At 58.3% G+C, this 18,721-nt stretch carries 16 protein-coding genes; 5 read left to right on the forward strand and 11 right to left on the reverse strand.

Features of this window, described 5'->3' with window-relative positions:
- Positions 1 to 173 precede the first annotated feature (173 nt).
- From fdnG to fdnI, 3 genes are read left to right on the forward strand one after another with little or no spacing between them, the layout of a single operon-like run.
- The gene (gene fdnG / locus ACJBF3_RS02780; RefSeq protein ID WP_088475365.1) at positions 174 to 3,221 is read left to right on the forward strand and encodes a formate dehydrogenase-N subunit alpha; all 3,048 of its coding nucleotides are present in this window, start codon (positions 174 to 176) and stop codon (positions 3,219 to 3,221) included.
- Positions 3,222 to 3,232: 11 nt separating this feature from the next.
- Complete coding sequence (fdxH, locus tag ACJBF3_RS02785; protein ID WP_045326467.1) at positions 3,233 to 4,117, forward strand: formate dehydrogenase subunit beta; 885 nt, start codon at positions 3,233 to 3,235, stop codon at positions 4,115 to 4,117.
- Positions 4,110 to 4,766 carry a formate dehydrogenase-N subunit gamma gene (gene fdnI, locus ACJBF3_RS02790; protein ID WP_045326464.1) on the forward strand — a complete coding sequence of 219 codons (657 nt, stop codon included), beginning with the start codon at positions 4,110 to 4,112 and terminating at the stop codon, positions 4,764 to 4,766. The genes fdxH and fdnI overlap by 8 nt, the downstream gene beginning before the upstream one ends.
- A 71-nt stretch (positions 4,767 to 4,837) precedes the next feature.
- Here the strand turns inward: fdnI and ACJBF3_RS02795 are convergent, their stop codons facing one another.
- The 3 genes from ACJBF3_RS02795 to ppk2 form a co-directional block, all read right to left on the reverse strand.
- Positions 4,838 to 5,161 (reverse strand): CcdB family protein, encoded by a 324-nt coding sequence (locus ACJBF3_RS02795; protein WP_045326462.1) that lies wholly within the window; start codon positions 5,159 to 5,161, stop codon positions 4,838 to 4,840.
- Entirely contained in the window at positions 5,161 to 5,352 is a 192-nt protein-coding gene (locus ACJBF3_RS02800) for a type II toxin-antitoxin system CcdA family antitoxin (protein WP_227658514.1), read from the reverse strand. The genes ACJBF3_RS02795 and ACJBF3_RS02800 overlap by 1 nt, the downstream gene beginning before the upstream one ends.
- Positions 5,353 to 5,451: 99 nt before the next feature.
- Positions 5,452 to 6,270 carry a polyphosphate kinase 2 gene (gene ppk2 / locus ACJBF3_RS02805; RefSeq protein WP_045326459.1) on the reverse strand — a complete coding sequence of 273 codons (819 nt, stop codon included), beginning with the start codon at positions 6,268 to 6,270 and terminating at the stop codon, positions 5,452 to 5,454.
- A gap of 335 nt (positions 6,271 to 6,605) precedes the next feature.
- On the opposite strand from ppk2, the gene ACJBF3_RS02810 reads away from it, so the two are divergent.
- A complete protein-coding gene (locus tag ACJBF3_RS02810) occupies positions 6,606 to 7,112 on the forward strand; it encodes a YbjP/YqhG family protein (RefSeq protein ID WP_080351138.1) in 507 nt (168 codons plus the stop codon).
- Positions 7,113 to 7,299: 187 nt separating this feature from the next.
- On the forward strand, positions 7,300 to 8,475 hold the full coding sequence (araJ, locus tag ACJBF3_RS02815) for an MFS transporter AraJ (protein WP_045326455.1): 1,176 nt from the start codon (positions 7,300 to 7,302) through the stop codon (positions 8,473 to 8,475).
- A 6-nt stretch (positions 8,476 to 8,481) separates the two neighbouring features.
- Here the strand turns inward: araJ and ACJBF3_RS02820 are convergent, their stop codons facing one another.
- The 8 genes from ACJBF3_RS02820 to ACJBF3_RS02855 all read right to left on the reverse strand — a co-directional run bounded on the left by ACJBF3_RS02820 (position 8,482) and on the right by ACJBF3_RS02855 (position 18,665).
- Positions 8,482 to 9,573: an alkylhydroperoxidase domain protein gene (locus ACJBF3_RS02820; protein ID WP_045326452.1), complete on the reverse strand. Its 1,092-nt coding sequence runs from the start codon at positions 9,571 to 9,573 to the stop codon at positions 8,482 to 8,484.
- A gap of 10 nt (positions 9,574 to 9,583) precedes the next feature.
- Positions 9,584 to 10,573 (reverse strand): putative FMN-dependent luciferase-like monooxygenase, encoded by a 990-nt coding sequence (locus ACJBF3_RS02825; RefSeq protein WP_045326450.1) that lies wholly within the window; start codon positions 10,571 to 10,573, stop codon positions 9,584 to 9,586.
- Positions 10,570 to 12,177, reverse strand: a complete 1,608-nt coding sequence (locus tag ACJBF3_RS02830) for an ABC transporter ATP-binding protein (protein ID WP_045326448.1) — start codon at positions 12,175 to 12,177, stop codon at positions 10,570 to 10,572. Before ACJBF3_RS02830 ends, ACJBF3_RS02825 begins: the two co-directional genes overlap by 4 nt.
- Complete coding sequence (locus ACJBF3_RS02835; protein ID WP_045326445.1) at positions 12,174 to 13,025, reverse strand: ABC transporter permease; 852 nt, start codon at positions 13,023 to 13,025, stop codon at positions 12,174 to 12,176. Before ACJBF3_RS02835 ends, ACJBF3_RS02830 begins: the two co-directional genes overlap by 4 nt.
- Complete coding sequence (locus ACJBF3_RS02840) at positions 13,022 to 13,966, reverse strand: ABC transporter permease (protein WP_045326444.1); 945 nt, start codon at positions 13,964 to 13,966, stop codon at positions 13,022 to 13,024. The genes ACJBF3_RS02835 and ACJBF3_RS02840 overlap by 4 nt, the downstream gene beginning before the upstream one ends.
- 10 nt (positions 13,967 to 13,976) lie before the next feature.
- On the reverse strand, positions 13,977 to 15,596 hold the full coding sequence (locus tag ACJBF3_RS02845) for a TIGR04028 family ABC transporter substrate-binding protein (RefSeq protein WP_045326443.1): 1,620 nt from the start codon (positions 15,594 to 15,596) through the stop codon (positions 13,977 to 13,979).
- Between the two features lie 149 nt (positions 15,597 to 15,745).
- Positions 15,746 to 16,756 carry an alcohol dehydrogenase AdhP gene (gene adhP, locus ACJBF3_RS02850; protein WP_045326441.1) on the reverse strand — a complete coding sequence of 337 codons (1,011 nt, stop codon included), beginning with the start codon at positions 16,754 to 16,756 and terminating at the stop codon, positions 15,746 to 15,748.
- Positions 16,757 to 16,952: 196 nt separating this feature from the next.
- Positions 16,953 to 18,665 (reverse strand): ABC-F family ATP-binding cassette domain-containing protein, encoded by a 1,713-nt coding sequence (locus ACJBF3_RS02855; protein ID WP_045326440.1) that lies wholly within the window; start codon positions 18,663 to 18,665, stop codon positions 16,953 to 16,955.
- Between the last annotated feature and the right edge of the window lie 56 nt (positions 18,666 to 18,721).

Consider the following 18,721-nt stretch of genomic DNA (forward strand, 5'->3'; position numbering starts at 1 on the left):
CCTGACGCTGTCGCGAATTATTCTCTTAAACCGTTAATCAAAAAGGGGTATTTGAATGTGCCGGGGATGGCGATTAAGGGGGGGATGCGTGACGACCTTGATTTGACGCAAAAAAATCAGGGGTATTACTGCTACTTTGCGGCGCGAAGTCTTATTTGATAACGAGGACAACAATGGACGTCAGCCGCAGACAATTTTTTAAAATCTGCGCGGGCGGTATGGCCGGAACAACAGCCGCGATGCTGGGATTTGCTCCCAAAATGGCGCTGGCTCAGGCACGCAACTTTAAGCTGCTGCGCGCGAAAGAGATCCGTAACACCTGCACATACTGCTCCGTAGGTTGTGGGCTTTTGATGTACAGCCTGGGCGATGGCGCGAAGAACGCCAGAGAAGCGATTTACCATATTGAAGGGGATCCGGACCATCCGGTAAGCCGCGGGGCGCTTTGCCCGAAAGGGGCGGGGCTGCTGGACTACGTTCACAGCGAAAACCGCCTGCGCTACCCGGAATACCGCGCGCCGGGCTCCGATAAATGGCAGCGCATCTCCTGGGACGAAGCCTTCTCCCGCATCGCGAAGCTGATGAAAGCCGACCGCGACGCTAACTTTATCGAAAAGAACGAGCAGGGCGTGACGGTTAACCGCTGGCTCTCCACCGGCATGCTTTGTGCCTCTGCGGCCAGCAATGAAACCGGCATGCTGACGCAAAAATTTGTGCGCTCTCTCGGCATGCTGGCGGTAGACAACCAGGCGCGCGTCTGACACGGACCAACGGTAGCAAGTCTTGCTCCAACATTTGGTCGCGGTGCGATGACCAACCACTGGGTTGATATTAAAAACGCTAACGTCGTGGTGGTGATGGGCGGTAACGCCGCTGAAGCCCATCCGGTGGGGTTCCGATGGGCGATGGAAGCGAAAAACAACAACGATGCGACGCTGATCGTCGTCGATCCGCGCTTTACGCGCACGGCTTCGGTGGCGGATATCTACGCGCCGATCCGTTCCGGCACGGACATTACGTTCCTGTCTGGGGTACTGCTGTACCTGATCGAAAACAACAAAATTAACGCGGAATACGTTAATCACTACACCAACGCGAACCTGCTGGTGCGGGATGATTTTGCCTTCGATGACGGGCTGTTCAGCGGCTATGACGCGGAAAAACGCCAGTACGACAAAACGTCCTGGAACTATCAGTTTGATGAAAACGGCTACGCGATGCGGGATGAAACCCTGACGCACTCGCGCTGCGTGTGGAACCTGCTGAAGCAGCACGTTTCCCGCTATACGCCGGACGTAGTGGAAAACATCTGCGGCACGCCGAAAGCGGACTTCCTGAAGGTGTGCGAAGTGCTGGCTTCCACTAGCGCGGCGGACAGAACCACGACCTTCCTGTATGCGCTGGGCTGGACGCAGCACACCGTGGGCGCGCAAAACATCCGCACCATGGCGATGATCCAGCTGCTGCTCGGCAACATGGGCATGGCGGGCGGCGGCGTCAACGCGCTGCGCGGCCACTCCAACATTCAGGGCCTGACCGATCTCGGTCTTCTCTCCACCAGCCTGCCGGGCTACCTGACGCTACCGTCCGACAAGCAGGCGGATCTGCAAACGTATCTTGAGGCCAATACGCCAAAGGCGACGCTGCCGGACCAGGTGAACTACTGGAGCAACTATCCGAAGTTCTACGTCAGCCTGATGAAATCGTTCTACGGCGACGCGGCGCAGAAAGAAAACGACTGGGGCTTTGAGTGGCTACCGAAGTGGGACCAGGCCTACGACGTCATCAAGTATTTCAACATGATGGATAAGGGCAACGTCACGGGCTATATCTGCCAGGGCTTTAACCCGGTGGCCTCCTTCCCGGACAAGAACAAGGTTGTGCGCAGCCTCAGCAAGCTGAAGTACATGGTCGTTATCGATCCGCTGGTGACCGAAACCTCCACCTTCTGGCAGAACCACGGTGAATCCAACGACGTTGACCCGGCGTCGATTCAGACCGAGGTGTTCCGCCTGCCGTCTACCTGCTTTGCGGAAGAGGACGGCTCCATTGCCAACTCCGGGCGCTGGCTGCAGTGGCACTGGAAGGGCCAGGACGCGCCGGGGGAAGCGCGCAACGACGGTGAAATTCTGGCGGGCATTTACCATCGCCTGCGCGAGATGTACCGCACCGAGGGCGGCAAGGGCGCCGAGCCGCTGCTGAAGATGAGCTGGCAGTACAAGCAGCCGGATCGCCCTGAGTCAGAGGAAGTGGCGAAAGAGAACAACGGCGTGGCGCTGGCGGATCTGTATGACGCCAACGGTAACCTGCTTGCGAAGAAAGGCCAGCTGCTGAACAGCTTCGCGCTGCTGCGCGATGACGGCACGACGGCATCGTCCTGCTGGATTTACGCCGGCAGCTGGACGGAGCAGGGGAACCAGATGGCCAACCGCGATAACGCCGATCCGTCAGGTCTCGGTAATACGCTTGGCTGGGCGTGGGCATGGCCGCTGAACCGTCGCGTGCTGTACAACCGTGCGTCCGCAGACGTGAACGGCAAGCCGTGGGATCCGAAACGCATGTTGATCCATTGGAACGGGGCGAAATGGACGGGGAACGATATCCCGGACTACAGCACCGCCGCGCCGGGCAGCAGCACCGGGCCGTTTATCATGCAGCCGGAGGGGCTGGGACGCCTGTTTGCGCTGAACAAGCTGGCGGAAGGGCCGTTCCCGGAACATTACGAGCCGATGGAGACGCCGCTCGGCACCAACCCCCTGCACCCGAACGTGGTCTCCAGCCCGGTGGTGCGGATCTACGAAGACGACGTCCTGCGTTTAGGCAAAAAGGACAAGTTCCCGTACGTGGGAACGACCTACCGCCTGACCGAGCATTTCCACACCTGGACCAAGCACGCGCGGCTTAACGCCATCGCCCAGCCGGAGCAGTTTGTGGAGATCAGCGAGACGCTGGCGAAGGCAAAAGGCATTGCCAACGGCGACCGCGTGAAGGTGAGCAGCAAGCGCGGGTTTATTCGCGCCGTGGCGGTGGTGACCCGTCGTCTGCAGTCGCTTAACGTGCACGGCCAGCAGGTGGAAACCGTCGGTATTCCGCTGCACTGGGGCTTTGAGGGCGTGGCGCAGAAAGGCTACATCGCCAACACCCTGACGCCAAACGTCGGCGATTCCAACTCGCAAACGCCGGAGTACAAGGCGTTTCTGGTCAACATCGAGAAAGCGTAAGGAGCGATTAAATGGCGATGGAAACACAAGACATTATTAAGCGCTCCGCGACCAACCCGATCACTCCCGCGCCGCGCGCGCGGGACTATAAGGCAGAAGTCGCCAAGCTTATCGACGTCTCCTCCTGCGTGGGCTGTAAAGCCTGCCAGGTAGCGTGCTCGGAGTGGAACGATATCCGCGATGAGGTGGGGCACTGCGTCGGGGTCTACGATAACCCGGCAGACCTGAGCGCCAAATCCTGGACGGTGATGCGTTTTAGCGAAACCGACCAGAACGGCAGGCTGGAGTGGCTGATCCGCAAAGACGGCTGCATGCACTGCGAGGATCCGGGCTGCCTGAAGGCGTGCCCGTCCGCCGGAGCGATTATTCAGTACGCCAACGGGATCGTCGACTTCCAGCAGGACAACTGCATCGGCTGCGGCTACTGCATCGCGGGCTGTCCGTTTAATATCCCACGCCTCAATAAAGAGGATAACCGGGTCTACAAATGCACCCTGTGCGTGGACCGCGTCAGCGTCGGTCAGGAACCTGCCTGCGTGAAGACCTGTCCTACCGGGGCGATTCACTTCGGGACTAAAAAAGAGATGCTGGACGTGGCGCAGGCGCGCGTGGACAAGCTGAAAGCGCGCGGCTACCAGAATGCGGGCATTTACAACCCTCAGGGCGTGGGCGGGACGCACGTGATGTACGTGCTGCACCACAACGACCAGCCGGAGCTGTACCACAACCTGCCGAAGGATCCGGCGATCGATACCTCGATCAACCTGTGGAAAGGGGCGCTCAAGCCGCTCTCAGCGGCGGGCTTTATCGCCACCTTTGCGGGGCTGATTTATCACTACATTGGTATCGGGCCAAACAAAGAGGTGGACGACGACGAGGAGGAGCACCATGAGTAAGTCGAAAATGATTGTGCGCACGAAGTTTGTTGACCGCGCCTGTCACTGGACGGTAGTCATCTGCTTCTTCCTGGTGGCGGTATCGGGAATTTCGTTTTTCTTCCCGACGCTGCAATGGCTGACCGAAACCTTCGGTACCCCGCAGATGGGGCGCATCCTGCACCCGTTCTTCGGCGTGCTGATTTTCGTGGTGCTGATGTTCATGTTCGTGCGCTTCGTCCATCACAATATCCCGGACAAGCAGGACATTCCGTGGGTAAAAGGGATCGTCGAAGTCCTGAAGGGCAACGAGCATAAAGTGGCGAAGGTGGGCAAATACAATGCCGGACAAAAGATGATGTTCTGGACCATCATGAGCATGATTTTTGTGCTGCTGGTGACCGGCGTGATCATCTGGCGTCCGTATTTTGCCTCGTTTTTCCCGATTCAGGTGGTGCGCTACGCGCTGCTGATCCACGCCACGTCAGCCATTATTCTGATCCACGCCATCCTGATCCATATGTATATGGCGTTCTGGGTGAAGGGTTCGATTAAAGGCATGATTGAAGGGAAGGTGAGCCGCCGCTGGGCGCAGAAACACCATCCCCGCTGGTATCGGGATGTGGAACGGCTGGAAGCGAAGCAGGAAAGTACGGAAGGGATCAAGTAAGACCTGCGCCGGCGGCTGTGCCCGGCGGCGCTGCGCTTGCGCGGGCAGGGCAAATCCCTGGCCGGCTGGTGTCATGTGTTAGTCAATAAACGATCAATTGCCGCTATAACGTCATGACGTGCGTTGCGTAAATTACAAACAAAGTCTTTAGGATTTATTTTATTGTTGTTAAGGTTGGTTATCATTGGCGAATAAATCAGAAACGTTTCAAAATCGATATTAACAACTGGAGCCAGCTGGCTCTGCCATAACGGTAGCCTATTATTTCTCGCGAGCGGTACGATTACGCGTGTTGCAAGGTCGTCGTAGCAATCATCCTGAATAAGCATGTAGTAAGGAAGTCTGTCCCGGGTTGCGAATGATGTATTCCGATAAACATTAAATTGTCTCAGCATTAAATCACCCTGAAAAACTCATCATCAGTAATGGTTCCATGTTTTTCTACAAACTCATTCATTGCCTGTATAAATGCACGATCTTCTTTGGAAGGCCGATGCCGTCTGGCAGAGCGTTGTTCTGCATGGCACAAGGGCTTACGCGATGTGATGTTCTGGCCCGGTTTTGTTTCTGCGGTATGTTTCATCATTAGCTCCTTTGTTGGTGCGGTCATTATCAACCGCAGCCAACAAAAAACAATACTGTATCCCCTGGTAATCTACATTCTGCGAGGCATCTTCAAGTAATCTCAGAACCGCTCTTCCACATAGCGGAACGGGTATTTTGTGGGTTTGACTTTGCCGATTTTACGTTTCGGTAAATCTACCTTTTCAACATGTATTTCTTTATACGGGATCTGTGAAAGCAGATGCGAAATAATATTCAGGCGCACGCGCTTTTTATCTTCAGAACGCGCGACAAACCACGGTGCCCAGGCGGTGTCGGTGGCTTCAAACATGGCGTCACGTGCACGAGTATATTCATCCCACAGGTTAAAGGATTTAATATCCATCGGTGAGAGCTTCCATATTTTACGGCCGTCGTTAATACGATCGCGTAAACGCCGTTCCTGCTCTTTCGGCGTTACCTCCAGCCAGTATTTCAGCAGAATAATTCCGGCATCGACCATTGCCTTTTCCATAACCGGCGCGCCGTCCAAAAATTTCTCTGCCTGCTCCTCCGTGCAGAACCCCATCACACGCTCCACGCCCGCGCGGTTATACCAGCTGCGATCGAATATCACGATTTCGCCGGCCGAAGGCAGGTGTGGCACATAGCGCTGGAAGTAGAGCTGGCTTTTTTCTTTTTCAGTCGGGGCAGGGAGCGCAACCACGCGAAATACGCGAGGGCTTACGCGCTCGGTGATCGCTTTAATGGTGCCGCCTTTGCCAGCCCCGTCTCGTCCTTCAAACACGATACACACTTTCAACCCTTTGGCGACGACCCACTGCTGGAGCTTAACCAGTTCAACGTGGAGGCGGCGAAGTTCCTGTTCGTACGCTTTGGTTTTCAACGGCGCATTCTTTTCGACATCAACAGCGACACTGGTTTTCTTTTTGCTTCCCATGATTGTCATCCTCAGGTTGTCCGGTGCGGAAAAAAGCGCGGCCGCACTATGAAGTGTAATCCACCTGGTATTATGCGTAATGTTTTTAGGTGATTAGTTTCATGACACTTTTTTAAGCAGATGTTGAGATCTTCTCGATGAGGCTTAGCAACAGTAGTTCCCCGGTGAGATCGTCGCGGGAACAACAGAATCAGCACTTTTAATCCCACACAATATGTATTGTTAATATGATAATTACATTTTTATTTACTTAAAGACGCTAAGAATGAGTGGGAATAAAGAAGCTGCGGTTTCGTATATCCGTTCACTCGCTCTGGGCCTGCTAAGGATGCATAGTGAAAAGGACATTTTTATCATTCGTTATGTTGCTCGTGGGATGCAGTTCGGCAGCCAATCACGATCGGAGTGCACAAGACGCTACCGAATCATTCTATAGATCCTATCTGTCCGCATTCGGCAGCGATGAAGCGAGGCCTTACCCGGCTGACGAACTGCGCAAATATGTTTCTGCTGATACGATCGCTCGCATTGAGGCCATTCAGGGAATTCCTGAACAAGAGTTAATAGAGTCTGACTATTTTACGTATACCCAGGATTACTCTCGCGAATGGATACCTGCATTACAAGTGGAAAACGCCAGGTCATTTTTAAACGGTGAAGTGGTCCAGATCATTGAAGGGGCGGGTAACGGGAGAAGCATCCATCTTGAGGTATTTCTTCGTCGTGAAGACGATGCATGGAAAATCTACCGCGTTCGTGACATAACGAACAATCATGAGCACCCTATTTTCAATGCTGGTGCTATTACACGCGCTAAAGCAGCGGCAGAGAGCGCACTGTAAAGCTACACCTTAAATCCTTCCAAGCCCTGACACATGCCGGGGCTTTTTGTTTTCCATTCCCACCGCGTAGCAGTTGGAGAAAACACCTGAATCAATGGAGTAACGTGTCAGCCAGCTGATTTGAACTGGCTCACCATACAAGATTATTCAATAATGCCCGTCGCGAGTGATAAACAGTGGTTGAGGAATGAAAAAAACAATCTTTTCGTTGGCGCTGGGCACGTTTGGCCTCGGAATGGCTGAATTTGGCATTATGGGCGTGCTCACCGAGCTGGCGCGTGACGCCGGTATTTCGATTCCCGCCGCCGGGAATATGATCTCGTTTTATGCCTTCGGCGTGGTCATTGGCGCCCCGATAGTGGCGCTGTTCTCCGGAAAGTTCTCGTTAAAAACGACGCTGCTGTTTCTGGTCGCCATGTGCGCGGTCGGGAACGCCCTGTTTACGTTTTCAACATCGTATTTCTGGCTGGCAATGGGGAGGCTGATTTCCGGCTTTCCGCACGGAGCCATTTTTGGCGTCGGGGCCATTATCCTGTCTAAAATAGCGCCACCCGGGAAGGTGACCGTTGCGGTAGCCGGGATGATTGCCGGGATGACCGTGGCTAACCTGCTGGGCGTCCCGCTGGGCACCTGGCTGGGGCACCAGTTCAGCTGGCGTTATACCTTTTTCCTGATTGCCGTGTTTGACGCGCTGGTGATCCTCTCGGTCCTGCTCTGGGTGCCGGACATCCGCGACACATCAAAAATCAAATTGACCGAGCAATTCCACTTTTTGAAGAAACCGGAGCCGTGGCTGATTTTCGCCGCCACCCTGTTTGGCAACGCCGGGGTGTTCGCGTGGTTCAGCTTCGTTAAGCCGTTTATGGTTAACGTTTCCGGTTTTTCGGAAGGGGTGATGACCGCTATCATGATGCTGATGGGCCTTGGCATGGTGTTGGGCAACCTGTTTAGCGGTAAACTTTCCGGTCGCTTCAGCCCGCTGCGCATTGCGGCCACCACCGACATGGTGATTGTTGCCACGCTGCTGCTGCTTTTTACCTTTGGCGAACTGAAAACGGCCTCGCTGGTCATGGGCTTTATCTGCTGTGCCGGGCTGTTCGCGCTCTCTGCGCCGCTGCAGATCCTGCTGCTGCAAAATGCGGAGGGCGGCGAGATGCTGGGGGCGGCCGGGGGGCAGATGGCGTTTAATCTCGGCAGCGCGATCGGGGCGTACTTTGGCGGGATGATGATTACCCTTGGCTTTAGCTGGCGCTACGTCACGCTGCCTGCGGCGATACTCTCGTTTTCGGCCATGAGCGCGCTGTTGATCTACGGTTACCTGCGTGCCCGACGGGCTCAGGCTAACGCTCGCGCGCTAGCCTGACTTCATTCAGGCAAGCCAGGGCTCGCCCAGGGTCAGCATCAGGCGGTTAGCCCACGCGAAGAACGCGGCGGACTGCACCAGGTCAAGCTGGGCTAAAGTATCCAGCCCCTCTTTTTCCAGCGCGGCGAGGTGCAGCGGCGTGGCGGCAGGCGGGGTAACGGACAGCGCCGCCGCAAAGTTGATTTCCGCCTGCCAGCGTGCAGACTGCCCCTCGCTCAGGGATTGCCCCGGGCGCACGGCCAGCAGGGCCTCTACCGCTGCATCATCCTTTGACAGCTGGCTGGCTTTACGCGCATGGACAGACGCGCAGTAAATGCAGCCGTTAATTTTACTGGCTACCGTTGCCGCCAGCTCGCGCTCGGCGCGCGGCAGTCCCCCCGCTGTATAAAAAATCCCTTTATCGGTCAGCGTACGCTGTTCAAGCACCGGCAGATTGCGCCCCAGCAGACGGAAATAGTCGGAATCGGTATGGCCAAACTTCGCCAGAATCGCCACCTCGTCGTCACGGAAATCCGCCAGCGGTTTGGCGGCGATCCACGGCTCCCAGCCCAGCTCCTGCTGGGTAAACGCGACGGGAGCCGCCTTTCCGGTCGCCGTGGTTGCTGTCGTGTGCCAGACGCCTGCCGCTACCGGCGCATCGCTTTTGGCGACGGGCCTGTCGTTCAGCAGACGCAGCCCGGCAATCAGTCTGCTCTGGAAGCTCACAAACGCGATGAGCTGCGCCAGGGTAACAATGCCTTCCTTGCTCCATCCTGCCTGGGTCAACGCCTTTAACGACGCCGGCGTCGCTTCGACGGGGGAGAACGTCAGCAGCCGCGCGAAGTTCAGCGCCGGGGTCAGGCGTGCTGAGGTAGGGTCGGCCAGGCCAAACCCCGCATAATGCGCGGCCAGCGCCTCCGCGCTGTGCCACCTGGCGACTTTTGCCGCCACGGCGAAGCGCTCGTCCAGCGCAAAATCGCTATCCTGCTGGGTAAATAAGATTTCGTAGCTGCCCTGCGCGTGGCGCGTGGCGGCATCACGCGTAGCGCGCGCCTCTGCCAGAGGGGAACCGGGTTTAATTTCCGCCAGCTCGGCGAGAATGTCCTGACTTAATGACATAGGTATCTCCTCAATGGATATGGGGGGCAATATGTTCGGCGATCAGTTCGATGGACCGCAGCGTGTCCCGATGCGCGGGTTCGACCGAATGGACCTGGAATGAGATATCCGTGGCGCGCCGGAGAACGGAATCGGCCTGCAGCGAACGCAGCACCGTCTCTGGCGAACCGATGTGGGCGTCGAACTGGCGACGAAAATCGGTGACAGTGTCACCTTTAACCACGTGTCCGGCTGCGCGATGCTGCTGGGCCTGCCTGGCGAGACCCGGCGTGGCGACCTTAAGCGCATAGTCATCGCTGTCTGCGACGAACGCCGTACGGGAGGCCAGAATGCGCGGCGCGATACCGGCGGGCAGTGCCTCAAGGTAGGCATCCACAATCGGGTTCTGGATCGCGTCGAGCGTGAGATCCAGCTTGTCTGCCGGGCGCGGCTGCGTGCGGGAGAGCATCAAACCGTGTCCAGCTCGCGCGGCGCGAACCGCACCGTCAACAGAGAAGGTAGCAATCCAGATACGGTCGGCCAGCTGTGGCGCAGGCGGGTAAAGGTGATTATCCGGATGGGTGAGCGAATCCCCGCGCCAGGCGCTTTGGATCGCATGCAGATGGTCAGCAAAGGCCGCGCCGCGCTGTTCAAAGGTCAGGCCAAACGGCAGGAATGAGGTCGGCGTGCCGCCGGAACCAAAACCAACTTCAAGCCGTCCATTGGCGAGTAAATCCAGCACGGCGGCATCTTCCGCCACGCGCAGCGGATTTTCCATCGGCAGGGTAATGATGGCCGTTCCCAGGCGGATGGTTTCGGTATGCGCGGCTACGTGCGCCAGAAACAGCAGCGGCGACGGCAGGCCGCCTTCACTTTCATGAAAGTGGTGCTGCGCAATCCAGGCGCTGTCAAAACCGTGGCGTTCGGCGTGGCGGATTTGCTCAGTTGCCAGGCGATAGCGCTCCTTCGGCGTGGCGTCGTCGAGCAGGCGGGTGAAAAATCCCAGGCGTTTTCGCGTCATGCGAACTCCTCCTTAGCGGATGAAAAATGGGGAATGGCGTCAATCAGCTCGCGGGTATAGTCGTTCTGCGGCGACGTGAATAAGGTTTCGACGTTACCGTGTTCGACCACCTGACCGCTGCGCAGCACCGTGACGCTGTGGGCGATCCGGCGGACGGTAGACAGATCGTGCGTGATGAAGAGGTAGGTTAATCCCAGCTGCTGCTGCAGCTGCTGGAGCAGCGCCAGGATCTGCGCCTGAACGGTGACGTCCAGTGCGGAGGTGGCTTCGTCCAGCACCAGAATGGTCGGCTCCAGGATCAGCGCCCTGGCGATGGCCACGCGCTGACGCTGTCCGCCTGAAAGCTCGCGGGCGGTGCGGCTCAGGAGCTCGACGGGCAGGGCAACCCGCTGCGCCACGGTTTCCACCCGGATCTTGCGCTCCGCCTTCGCGAGACGAGAAAAATTCTTCAGCGGCTCTTCGATGATGTCAAACAGCGTCTGACGCGGGTCGAGCGAGGCAAAGGGGTTCTGGTAAACAAACTGGATCTTCTGGCGCAGCTGACGACGAGCCTCGCGGCTGAGCGCGGTGGCATCAATATCATCAATGATCGCCTGCCCGCTGTCGGCCTGTTCAAAACCCAGCAAAATACGGGCGAGGGTGGTTTTCCCGGAGCCGGATTCCCCCACCAGCGCATGCGTGCTGCCGCGCCTGACGTCAAACGTCACATGATCCAGTGCCTGAAGCTGATGGCCTTTGCCGAGTGAGAAGTGTTTGCTGATGGCGCGAGCGCGAATGGCCGGGGACGCGAGCGGCAGACCTGCCACCGGGGCAATGGTCAGGCGCTGTCCCTGGAGGTCGCTTAACAGCTGACGGGTGTAGGCATGCTGCGGCGTGCGGACGATATCGGCAGTGTTGCCGTGCTCCTGAATCTCGCCATCGCGAAAAACCAGCAGCCTGTCGGCGCGCTGTGCGGCCAGCGCCAGATCGTGGGTGACAAACAGAACGGCGGTTCCCGATTCCCGGCGCAGGATATCCAGCAGGTCAAGAATACGTTTTTGCACCGTCACGTCCAGCGCGCTGGTGGGCTCGTCTGCAATGATGACGTCCGGGCGCAGGGCAATGGCGATAGCAATCAGCACGCGCTGTTTCATGCCGCCGGAGAGCTGATGCGGGTACTGCGTCATGCGCTGTTCAGGGTGGCTCAGGCCAACCTTTGTCAGCAGGGCGAGCACCTGCTCATCCCGCTGGGCGCGGGTCACCTTCTGGTGCAGCTGAATAATTTCCCCGACCTGAGCGCCGATGGTCTTCACCGGGTTGAGGGAATTACCCGGATCCTGCGGAACCAGGCTGATCCGCGCCCCGCGCAGGGTATCAAGACGTTTAGCGGACCACCGGCCGATCTCCTCGCCGTTGAGGACGATTTTTCCCGCGTCGCGCCGTGCGTTATCGGCCAGCAGACCAATGATCGCCTGCGCCGTGGTCGTTTTGCCGGATCCGGATTCGCCAACAAAGGCCAGCATTTCGCCACGCCTGAGGGTGAAGCTCACGTTATGCACCACCTCGCGCCACTGGCGGGCGGTACGGTAGCTGATGGTCAGGTTTTCTACCGAGAGTACGGTCATTTCAGGCCTCCGCTGAACTGCTGGCTGATACGGTTGGTGGCCAGCACCACGGCGATGACCACCACGCCGGGGAAGGTGGTTAGCCACCAGGCGGTAGAGAGATAGTTACGGCCTTCGGCGATGAGTAAGCCCCACTCCGGTACGGGCGGCGGAGTGCCATAGCCGAGAAAGCTCAGCGTAGAGAGCGCCAGGATCGCCTGACCAAACTGCAGCGTGGCAAAGGCGATGACGGCGGTTAAGGCGTTGGGCAGGATGTGTCGCCACAGCACGGCGAAAAACGTCCCGCCGCTGCCAAACGCCGCTTCAACATAATCCGTGTGGCGGATGCGCACGACCTCGCCGCGCGCGAGGCGGGCGAAGCTGGCAATGGAGGCGACGCCAACGGCAATCGCGGCGTTAACGGTGCCAAACCCGAGAAGAATAATCACCGTCAGCGAAAGAAGCAGTGACGGGATGGAAAGCAGCACGTCGACGAAACGCATCAGCAGAGACTCGACGCGTCCGGCGAACGCGCCGGCGGTGACCCCCAGACCGGTGCCCACCACCAGTCCCATCGCGACGGCAGCGAGTGCCGCGCTCAGCGAGTGTGACGCGCCATACACAATGCGCGTATAAACGTCGCGGCCAAGCTGATCGGTGCCCAGCCAGTAGCCCGCCTGCGGTGCCAGGCGCTGTGCGCCAGCAATGCCCTCAATCGGGCTGAAGTGGGTTAACAGGCCGGGCGCCACGGCGGCAAAAACGGCGAGAATAATCACCGTCCATGCCAGCCACAGTCCCGGCTGCCATGCTATTCCCCGCCACGCCGGAACGCGTTTTCGCGCGGCGGCAGCGTAATCGACCAGGCTCATGATGCACCTCCGGTAACGGTTTGCAGACGGGGATCCAGCAGCGGCATCAGCAGATCCACCAGCAGATTGATCAGGACAAAACCGAGGGCGGAAATCATCACCACCGCCTGAAGCACGGCGATATCCTGGTTATTCACCGCCTGCTGGGTCAGCTGCCCGAGCCCGCTGCGGCCAAAAACGGTTTCCGTGATCAGCGCCCCGGCTATCAGCTCGCCCAGCAGCAGCCCGGCAATGTTCAGGACCGGCAGCAGGGCGTTGCCGGTGACGTGACGCCACAGGACGGCGGTTTCACTCAGCCCTTTGGCCCGTGCCACGGCGACAAACGGCTGCGTCGCCACCTGGTCCAGACTGCGCATCAGAATTTGCGCCAGCGGGGCGGAAATAGGGATCGCGACGGTCACGATTGGCAGGATCAGCCCCTGCAGCGGCGTTGGGTTAATCACCGGGATCAGCCGCAGCTGAAAAGAGAAGAGCTGGATGAGGGCAATCCCCAGCCAGAACGTCGGTAAGGAGATAAACAGGACCGGCAGAGACTGGAGGGTATTGCTCAGCCAGCGCAGGCCCGGCAGACGCGACGCAAAGGCGATCGCAAACGCCAGCAGGACAGCGAGTACAAACGCGGGCAGGGCAAGGCTCAGGGTATCCGGCAGATTGCTGGCAATCAGCTCGCTGACCGGTACGCCTGCCTGCAACGAATAGCCGAAATCCCCGCGCAGCATCGCCAGCAGCGTATGGCCATATTGCAGCCACAGCGGGCTGTCCGCGCCGTAGGCCACGCGCATCTCCTCGATTTGCGCCGGGCTTAAGCCCAGGTCCGGGTTCTGAAATTTAATCAGCACCGCGTCGCCAGGCAGCACCTGGAGCAACACGAACGAGAGGGTGAAGGCGGCCCACAGCACCAGCAGCCCGTGCCCAAAGCGTTGAAGAAGTGCGTGGCGCATCGTCAGCTCCTCAGTGTTTCTCAATCCACGCGCCGTAGAACGACGGGCGGCCTACCGCTTCAAAATTGACGCCCTTAAGCCACGGCGCGCCGGCAAAGACCTGCGGCTCCTCGAAAATCGGAATGACGTAGGCGTTATCCAGCAGGTAGCGCTGGGCGTCACCCGTCAGCTGGAGGCGTTTTTGCGGATCGACTTCGGCAGAAATGTTCACCAGCAGGGCATTCAGCTTGTCGTCACGGAAGTTTTTAACCTTGTCGCTGGAACCGCCCTTTTGCAGCAGCGCGTCTCGGTTAGCGGGGTAGAACATGCTTTTGACCACGTCCGGATCGGCGCGTCCCACTTCGGAGACGGTAAGCGGGGTTTTCAGCGGGTCAAGGTTATCCAGCGTGCGGCTGCCTGCGTCGCCGGCCTTGACGCTCAGCGCCACGCCCACCTGTCGCCACTGCTGGGCAACCAGCTGCAGTACCTCTTTGTTCTGCGGCTGCGGCAAGGACTCATACACCGTCAGCGCAAGTTGCTGGCCGTCTTTCGCGCGGATCCCGTCGCTGCCCGCTTTCCAGCCCGCCTCGTCCAGCAGCTGGTTGGCTTTTGCCGGGTCAAAGGCCAGTTTGTCGCTGAGGTCGACAAAGCCTGCGGCGGAATCGGCAATCACCGACTTCGCCTGCGGATAGTTGGCCGAGAAGAGGGTCTCGACGACCTGTTTTGCATTGGTGGCATGCAGCAGCGCCTGGCGCACGCGAATATCGGAGACCAGCGGGTTATCCGGGCGGAAGCTAATGCTGTCGTTCACCCCGCGCGTTGGGGCAGCGTAGATTTTATAGCCCCGATCGGTGGCCTGCTTTTCGTCATACGCCTGCACCTGACGAATAAAATCCGCCTGACCGGCCAGCAGGGCGCCGACGCGCACGCTGTCTTCCTGGGTCACGATAAACTTGATGCCGTCGAGATTGGCCGGCCCCTGCTGCGCCAGATTTTTGGGTCCCCACTGATAGTCTTTGCGCGCTTCCAGCGTCACTTCACGACCCAGCTTTTCGTCCTTCACCACGAACGGGCCGGAGCCGATGATATGCCGGGCATCACCCAGCTCTTCGAAGTTGCGCTTCAGCGTGCTGAGCGAGACCAGGCCCGAGCCGATGGTGGCGGTGCCTTGCAGGAACCCCGGTGACGGCTTTTTAAAGTAGAACTTTACGGTCAGCGGGTCGACCACTTCACTGCGATCGTAGTTATTGATCACTTCTGACACCGGCAGACGCTGCGCCTTATTGCCTAAGCCGTAGGTATCAAAGTTTTTCGCCACGGCGCTGGCGTCCAGCGGCGTGCCGTCGGAGAAGGTGATCCCCGGGCGAATTTTAAAGGTGTATTCGGTTTTATCGGCGTTGGTGGTCCAGCTTTCGGCCACCCACGGCTCCACCTGCAGCGTCTTTGGGTTCTGCCACGTCAGTTTGTCGGTGATTTGATTCAAAATGCCGCCGTTCGGGTAGAAGCCACCGGCAGGCGGATAGAGGTTGGTGTGCGCCTGTTGCTCCAGATAAATCAGCGTGCCGCCTTTAACCGGCGCATCCGCGGACCAGGCTGCGGTTGTCGTCATAATCAACGCCGTCAGCAGCTGCAGACGAAATGGGGTTGGCATGGTGAATTCCTTTGTTATCTTCTTGTTAGCGTCGGATTCATCATCGGGCGCAGGGGAAAACAAGGGAACAAAGGAATTAAGATAAGGATTGCCGGAAAATGGCTATAAAAAAACCGCCCCAGCGCGGAGCGGTCATGGACGGTAGGCGTTTATGAACGCAGGTCGATTACCATACGGCCACGGATCTGGCCCTGTTCCATCTCTTTAAAGATGGCGTTGATGTCCTCGATAGGACGCATCGTCACCTTCGGCACGACCTTGCCTTCCGCAGCGAACTGGAACGCTTCCTGCAGGTCCTGACGGGTGCCGACCAGCGAACCCACCACCTGAATGCCGTCCAGCACCAGACGCGGGATATCGAGGCTCATCGCTTCCGGCGGCAGGCCAACCGCGACCACGCGGCCACCGGCACGCACGGCGTCAACGGCGGAGTTGAAGGCCGCTTTTGCGACGGCAGTGACGACCGCGGCATGCGCGCCGCCGGTTTTTTCCTGCACAATTTTCGCGGCATCTTCGCTGCGGGAGTTGATGGTTAAATCAGCCCCCATGCTGGCAGCCAGCTTCAGCTGTTCGTCGTTAACGTCAAGGGCGATAACTTTGGCGTTAAAGACGTTTTTGGCGTACTGCAGCGCGAGGTTGCCCAGTCCGCCCAGACCATAAATGGCAATCCACTGGCCAGGTTTAATACCCGATACTTTCACCGCTTTGTAGGTGGTCACGCCCGCGCAGGTGATGCTGCTGGCTGCCGCCGAATCCAGACCGTCCGGCACTTTTACCGCGTAATCTGCGGTAACGATGCACTCTTCCGCCATGCCGCCATCTACCGAGTAACCGGCATTTTTCACGTCACGGCAGAGGGTTTCATTACCGCTATTACAGTATTCGCAGTGACCACAGCCTTCAAAGAACCAGGCTACGCTTGCGCGGTCGCCAACCTTCAACGACTTCACGCCAGGGCCGATTTCTTTCACGATGCCAATCCCTTCATGGCCGAGGATCACGCCGGTTTTATCGCCGAAATCCCCGTTCTTCACGTGGAGATCGGTATGGCATACGCCACAGCATTCCATCTTAAGCAGGGCTTCACCGTGCTTGAGCGGACGTAAGGTTTTTTCGGTGACGTTAACCTGATGATCCTGAGTAACAACAGCAGCCTTCATGTGTATCTCCTTGTTCATGATGAGTATCTGCACAGCAGGTGTAATACTCCTCAAGGATTAATTCTTTAGCGCGGTAATGCAAGGCGATCGCAACATAATGTCATCATTTAATGCGATTTCAGATTAAGAATACGGCGTTCCTCTAATAATTAAGGGGGAAAATACTGGCCCGACGAGATGCTCGCCGGGCGCAGCATTACAGCTGTGCTTCTATCTCCTCAATCTCTTTACGCCATTGGGCCTGCAGCTGCGGCTTTTGATGCTTCGGCTTGCGCGCCAGATCGTCTGCCAGCAGCGTTTCCAGCGCGACCAGCCTTTCGAGCAGATCGTCATACGGCGAGGATTGCACCGTCGCCGCAGCGACATCAGGTGCCGCGGATGTCACCAGCCCCGCGCTTTCCCGCAGGCGCTCAAACACCGCCTGGGCATCGTGCCACTCGCTCAGCGTCCCTTCTTCAATCAGCCAGAAACGGTTGCAGCTTTGGCTAATTAACTGACGGTCATGGCTGACCAGCAATACGCCGCCTTCGAACTGTTGAAGGGTTTGCGCCAGCGCCTCTTTGCCTTCCATGTCGAGATGGTTGGTTGGCTCATCCAGCATCAGCAGGCTATAGCGGGCGAGCGTCAGGCCCACGAACAGCAGGCGCGAGCGCTCGCCGCCGCTGAGCGTGCTGACCGTCTGCCCGTGACGCGCCCACGGGAAACCCGCGCTTATCAAGGCCATTTTGCGGTGCTGCGGATCCGGTGCGAACGGCTCCAGCGCGTCGAGCAGCGTGGCGTTGTCCGCAAGCTGATGAAGCGTCTGGTCGTAGTAGCCGGGCGACACGCGCGGGTGGATTTTCAGCCCCGCGTCGCTCTGCTCATCGCAAAAACAGCGCCAGATAAGCTTCATCAGCGACGATTTGCCGCAGCCGTTACGACCGACAATCGCCACGCGATCGCCGCTTTTCAACCGCGCCACGTCGATGTTAAACAGCGGCGGTAGCCCGGGCGCAGGCGGGACGCTGAGGTTTTCCATCTCCAGCAGACGGTCGGCCCGCAGCGCATCGCCGCGCAGGGTTAACGTCCACGGACTGCCCGCCGTCAGCGCGGTCTGGCTCTCTTTCAGCCGTTCGACCTGTTTTTCCATCTGTTTGGCCTTGCGGGCCAGGTCTTCGTTGTCGTAAACCTTGCCCCAGGTTGCCAGCCGTTTCGCGCTGGCGGTCACGCGGTCGATCTCCTTTTGTTCCGCCCTGTGGCGCTGGGCATCACTTTCATCTTTTGCCTCAAGCGCCCGGCGCGCGGCCGTACAGGGAAGGGCAAAGTAGTGCAGCGTTTTATCGCGCAGGATCCAGCTGCCGTTAGTGACGGCGTCCAGCAGCTGTCGGTCATGCGAAACCAGCACGAAGCTGCCTGACCAGCTCAGTAAAAAGTGTTCCAGCCAGAGCATGGTCGGCAAATCAAGGTGGTTGCTGGGTTCATCGAGCAGGAGCAGGTCCGGCTCGTGAATCAGCGCTCGCGCCAGCAGCAGGCGGGTGTGCTGCCCGCCGCTCAGCGTGGCGGATTGCAGCATCATATCCTGCGGCGTGAAGCCCATGCCCGCCAGCAGCGTTTCGGCTTTCCAGCGCAGGCTTTCGCGCTCGGCTAAGGGCAGCTGTGCGAGCACGGCATCGAGCATGGTCAGCGGGAAAATGTCGTCCGGGAGATGCTGCTCCACGCGGGCCATCAGGCAGTGCCCGGCCAGCGCTACCGTACCGGCAGCAGGGGAATCGGTGCCGTCCAGCACCTTTAGCAGCGTACTTTTTCCGCAGCCGTTATCGCCCAGCAGACCAATGCGGTCGCCTTTTTTCAGCGTAAAGGAGAGGGAGTCGAAAAGCGTGCCAAACGCCGTATCAACGCGTAAAGATTGTGCAGTGAGTAAAGTGCTCATTGTTGCTTACCCAAGAGTTACAGGCATGTTTATGCCTCGTCAAACATCGCTGACGA

The organism is Enterobacter sp. PP-008-ECC_S150 (assembly GCF_045257065.1).
In the GTDB taxonomy this organism is placed as follows: domain Bacteria; phylum Pseudomonadota; class Gammaproteobacteria; order Enterobacterales; family Enterobacteriaceae; genus Enterobacter; species Enterobacter chengduensis.

What these genes read in the sequence shown, in the direction of transcription:
- fdxH (WP_045326467.1), top strand. Translation starts at nt 3,233, where the DNA reads ATGGCGATGGAAACACAAGACATTATTAAGCGCTCCGCGACCAACCCG.
- fdnI (WP_045326464.1), top strand. Translation starts at nt 4,110, where the DNA reads ATGAGTAAGTCGAAAATGATTGTGCGCACGAAGTTTGTTGACCGCGCC.
- ACJBF3_RS02795 (WP_045326462.1), bottom strand. Translation starts at nt 5,161, where the DNA reads ATGCTGAGACAATTTAATGTTTATCGGAATACATCATTCGCAACCCGG.
- ACJBF3_RS02800 (WP_227658514.1), bottom strand. Translation starts at nt 5,352, where the DNA reads ATGATGAAACATACCGCAGAAACAAAACCGGGCCAGAACATCACATCG.
- ppk2 (WP_045326459.1), bottom strand. Translation starts at nt 6,270, where the DNA reads ATGGGAAGCAAAAAGAAAACCAGTGTCGCTGTTGATGTCGAAAAGAAT.
- araJ (WP_045326455.1), top strand. Translation starts at nt 7,300, where the DNA reads ATGAAAAAAACAATCTTTTCGTTGGCGCTGGGCACGTTTGGCCTCGGA.
- ACJBF3_RS02820 (WP_045326452.1), bottom strand. Translation starts at nt 9,573, where the DNA reads ATGTCATTAAGTCAGGACATTCTCGCCGAGCTGGCGGAAATTAAACCC.
- ACJBF3_RS02825 (WP_045326450.1), bottom strand. Translation starts at nt 10,573, where the DNA reads ATGACGCGAAAACGCCTGGGATTTTTCACCCGCCTGCTCGACGACGCC.
- ACJBF3_RS02830 (WP_045326448.1), bottom strand. Translation starts at nt 12,177, where the DNA reads ATGACCGTACTCTCGGTAGAAAACCTGACCATCAGCTACCGTACCGCC.
- ACJBF3_RS02835 (WP_045326445.1), bottom strand. Translation starts at nt 13,025, where the DNA reads ATGAGCCTGGTCGATTACGCTGCCGCCGCGCGAAAACGCGTTCCGGCG.
- ACJBF3_RS02840 (WP_045326444.1), bottom strand. Translation starts at nt 13,966, where the DNA reads ATGCGCCACGCACTTCTTCAACGCTTTGGGCACGGGCTGCTGGTGCTG.
- ACJBF3_RS02845 (WP_045326443.1), bottom strand. Translation starts at nt 15,596, where the DNA reads ATGCCAACCCCATTTCGTCTGCAGCTGCTGACGGCGTTGATTATGACG.
- adhP (WP_045326441.1), bottom strand. Translation starts at nt 16,756, where the DNA reads ATGAAGGCTGCTGTTGTTACTCAGGATCATCAGGTTAACGTCACCGAA.
- ACJBF3_RS02855 (WP_045326440.1), bottom strand. Translation starts at nt 18,665, where the DNA reads ATGAGCACTTTACTCACTGCACAATCTTTACGCGTTGATACGGCGTTT.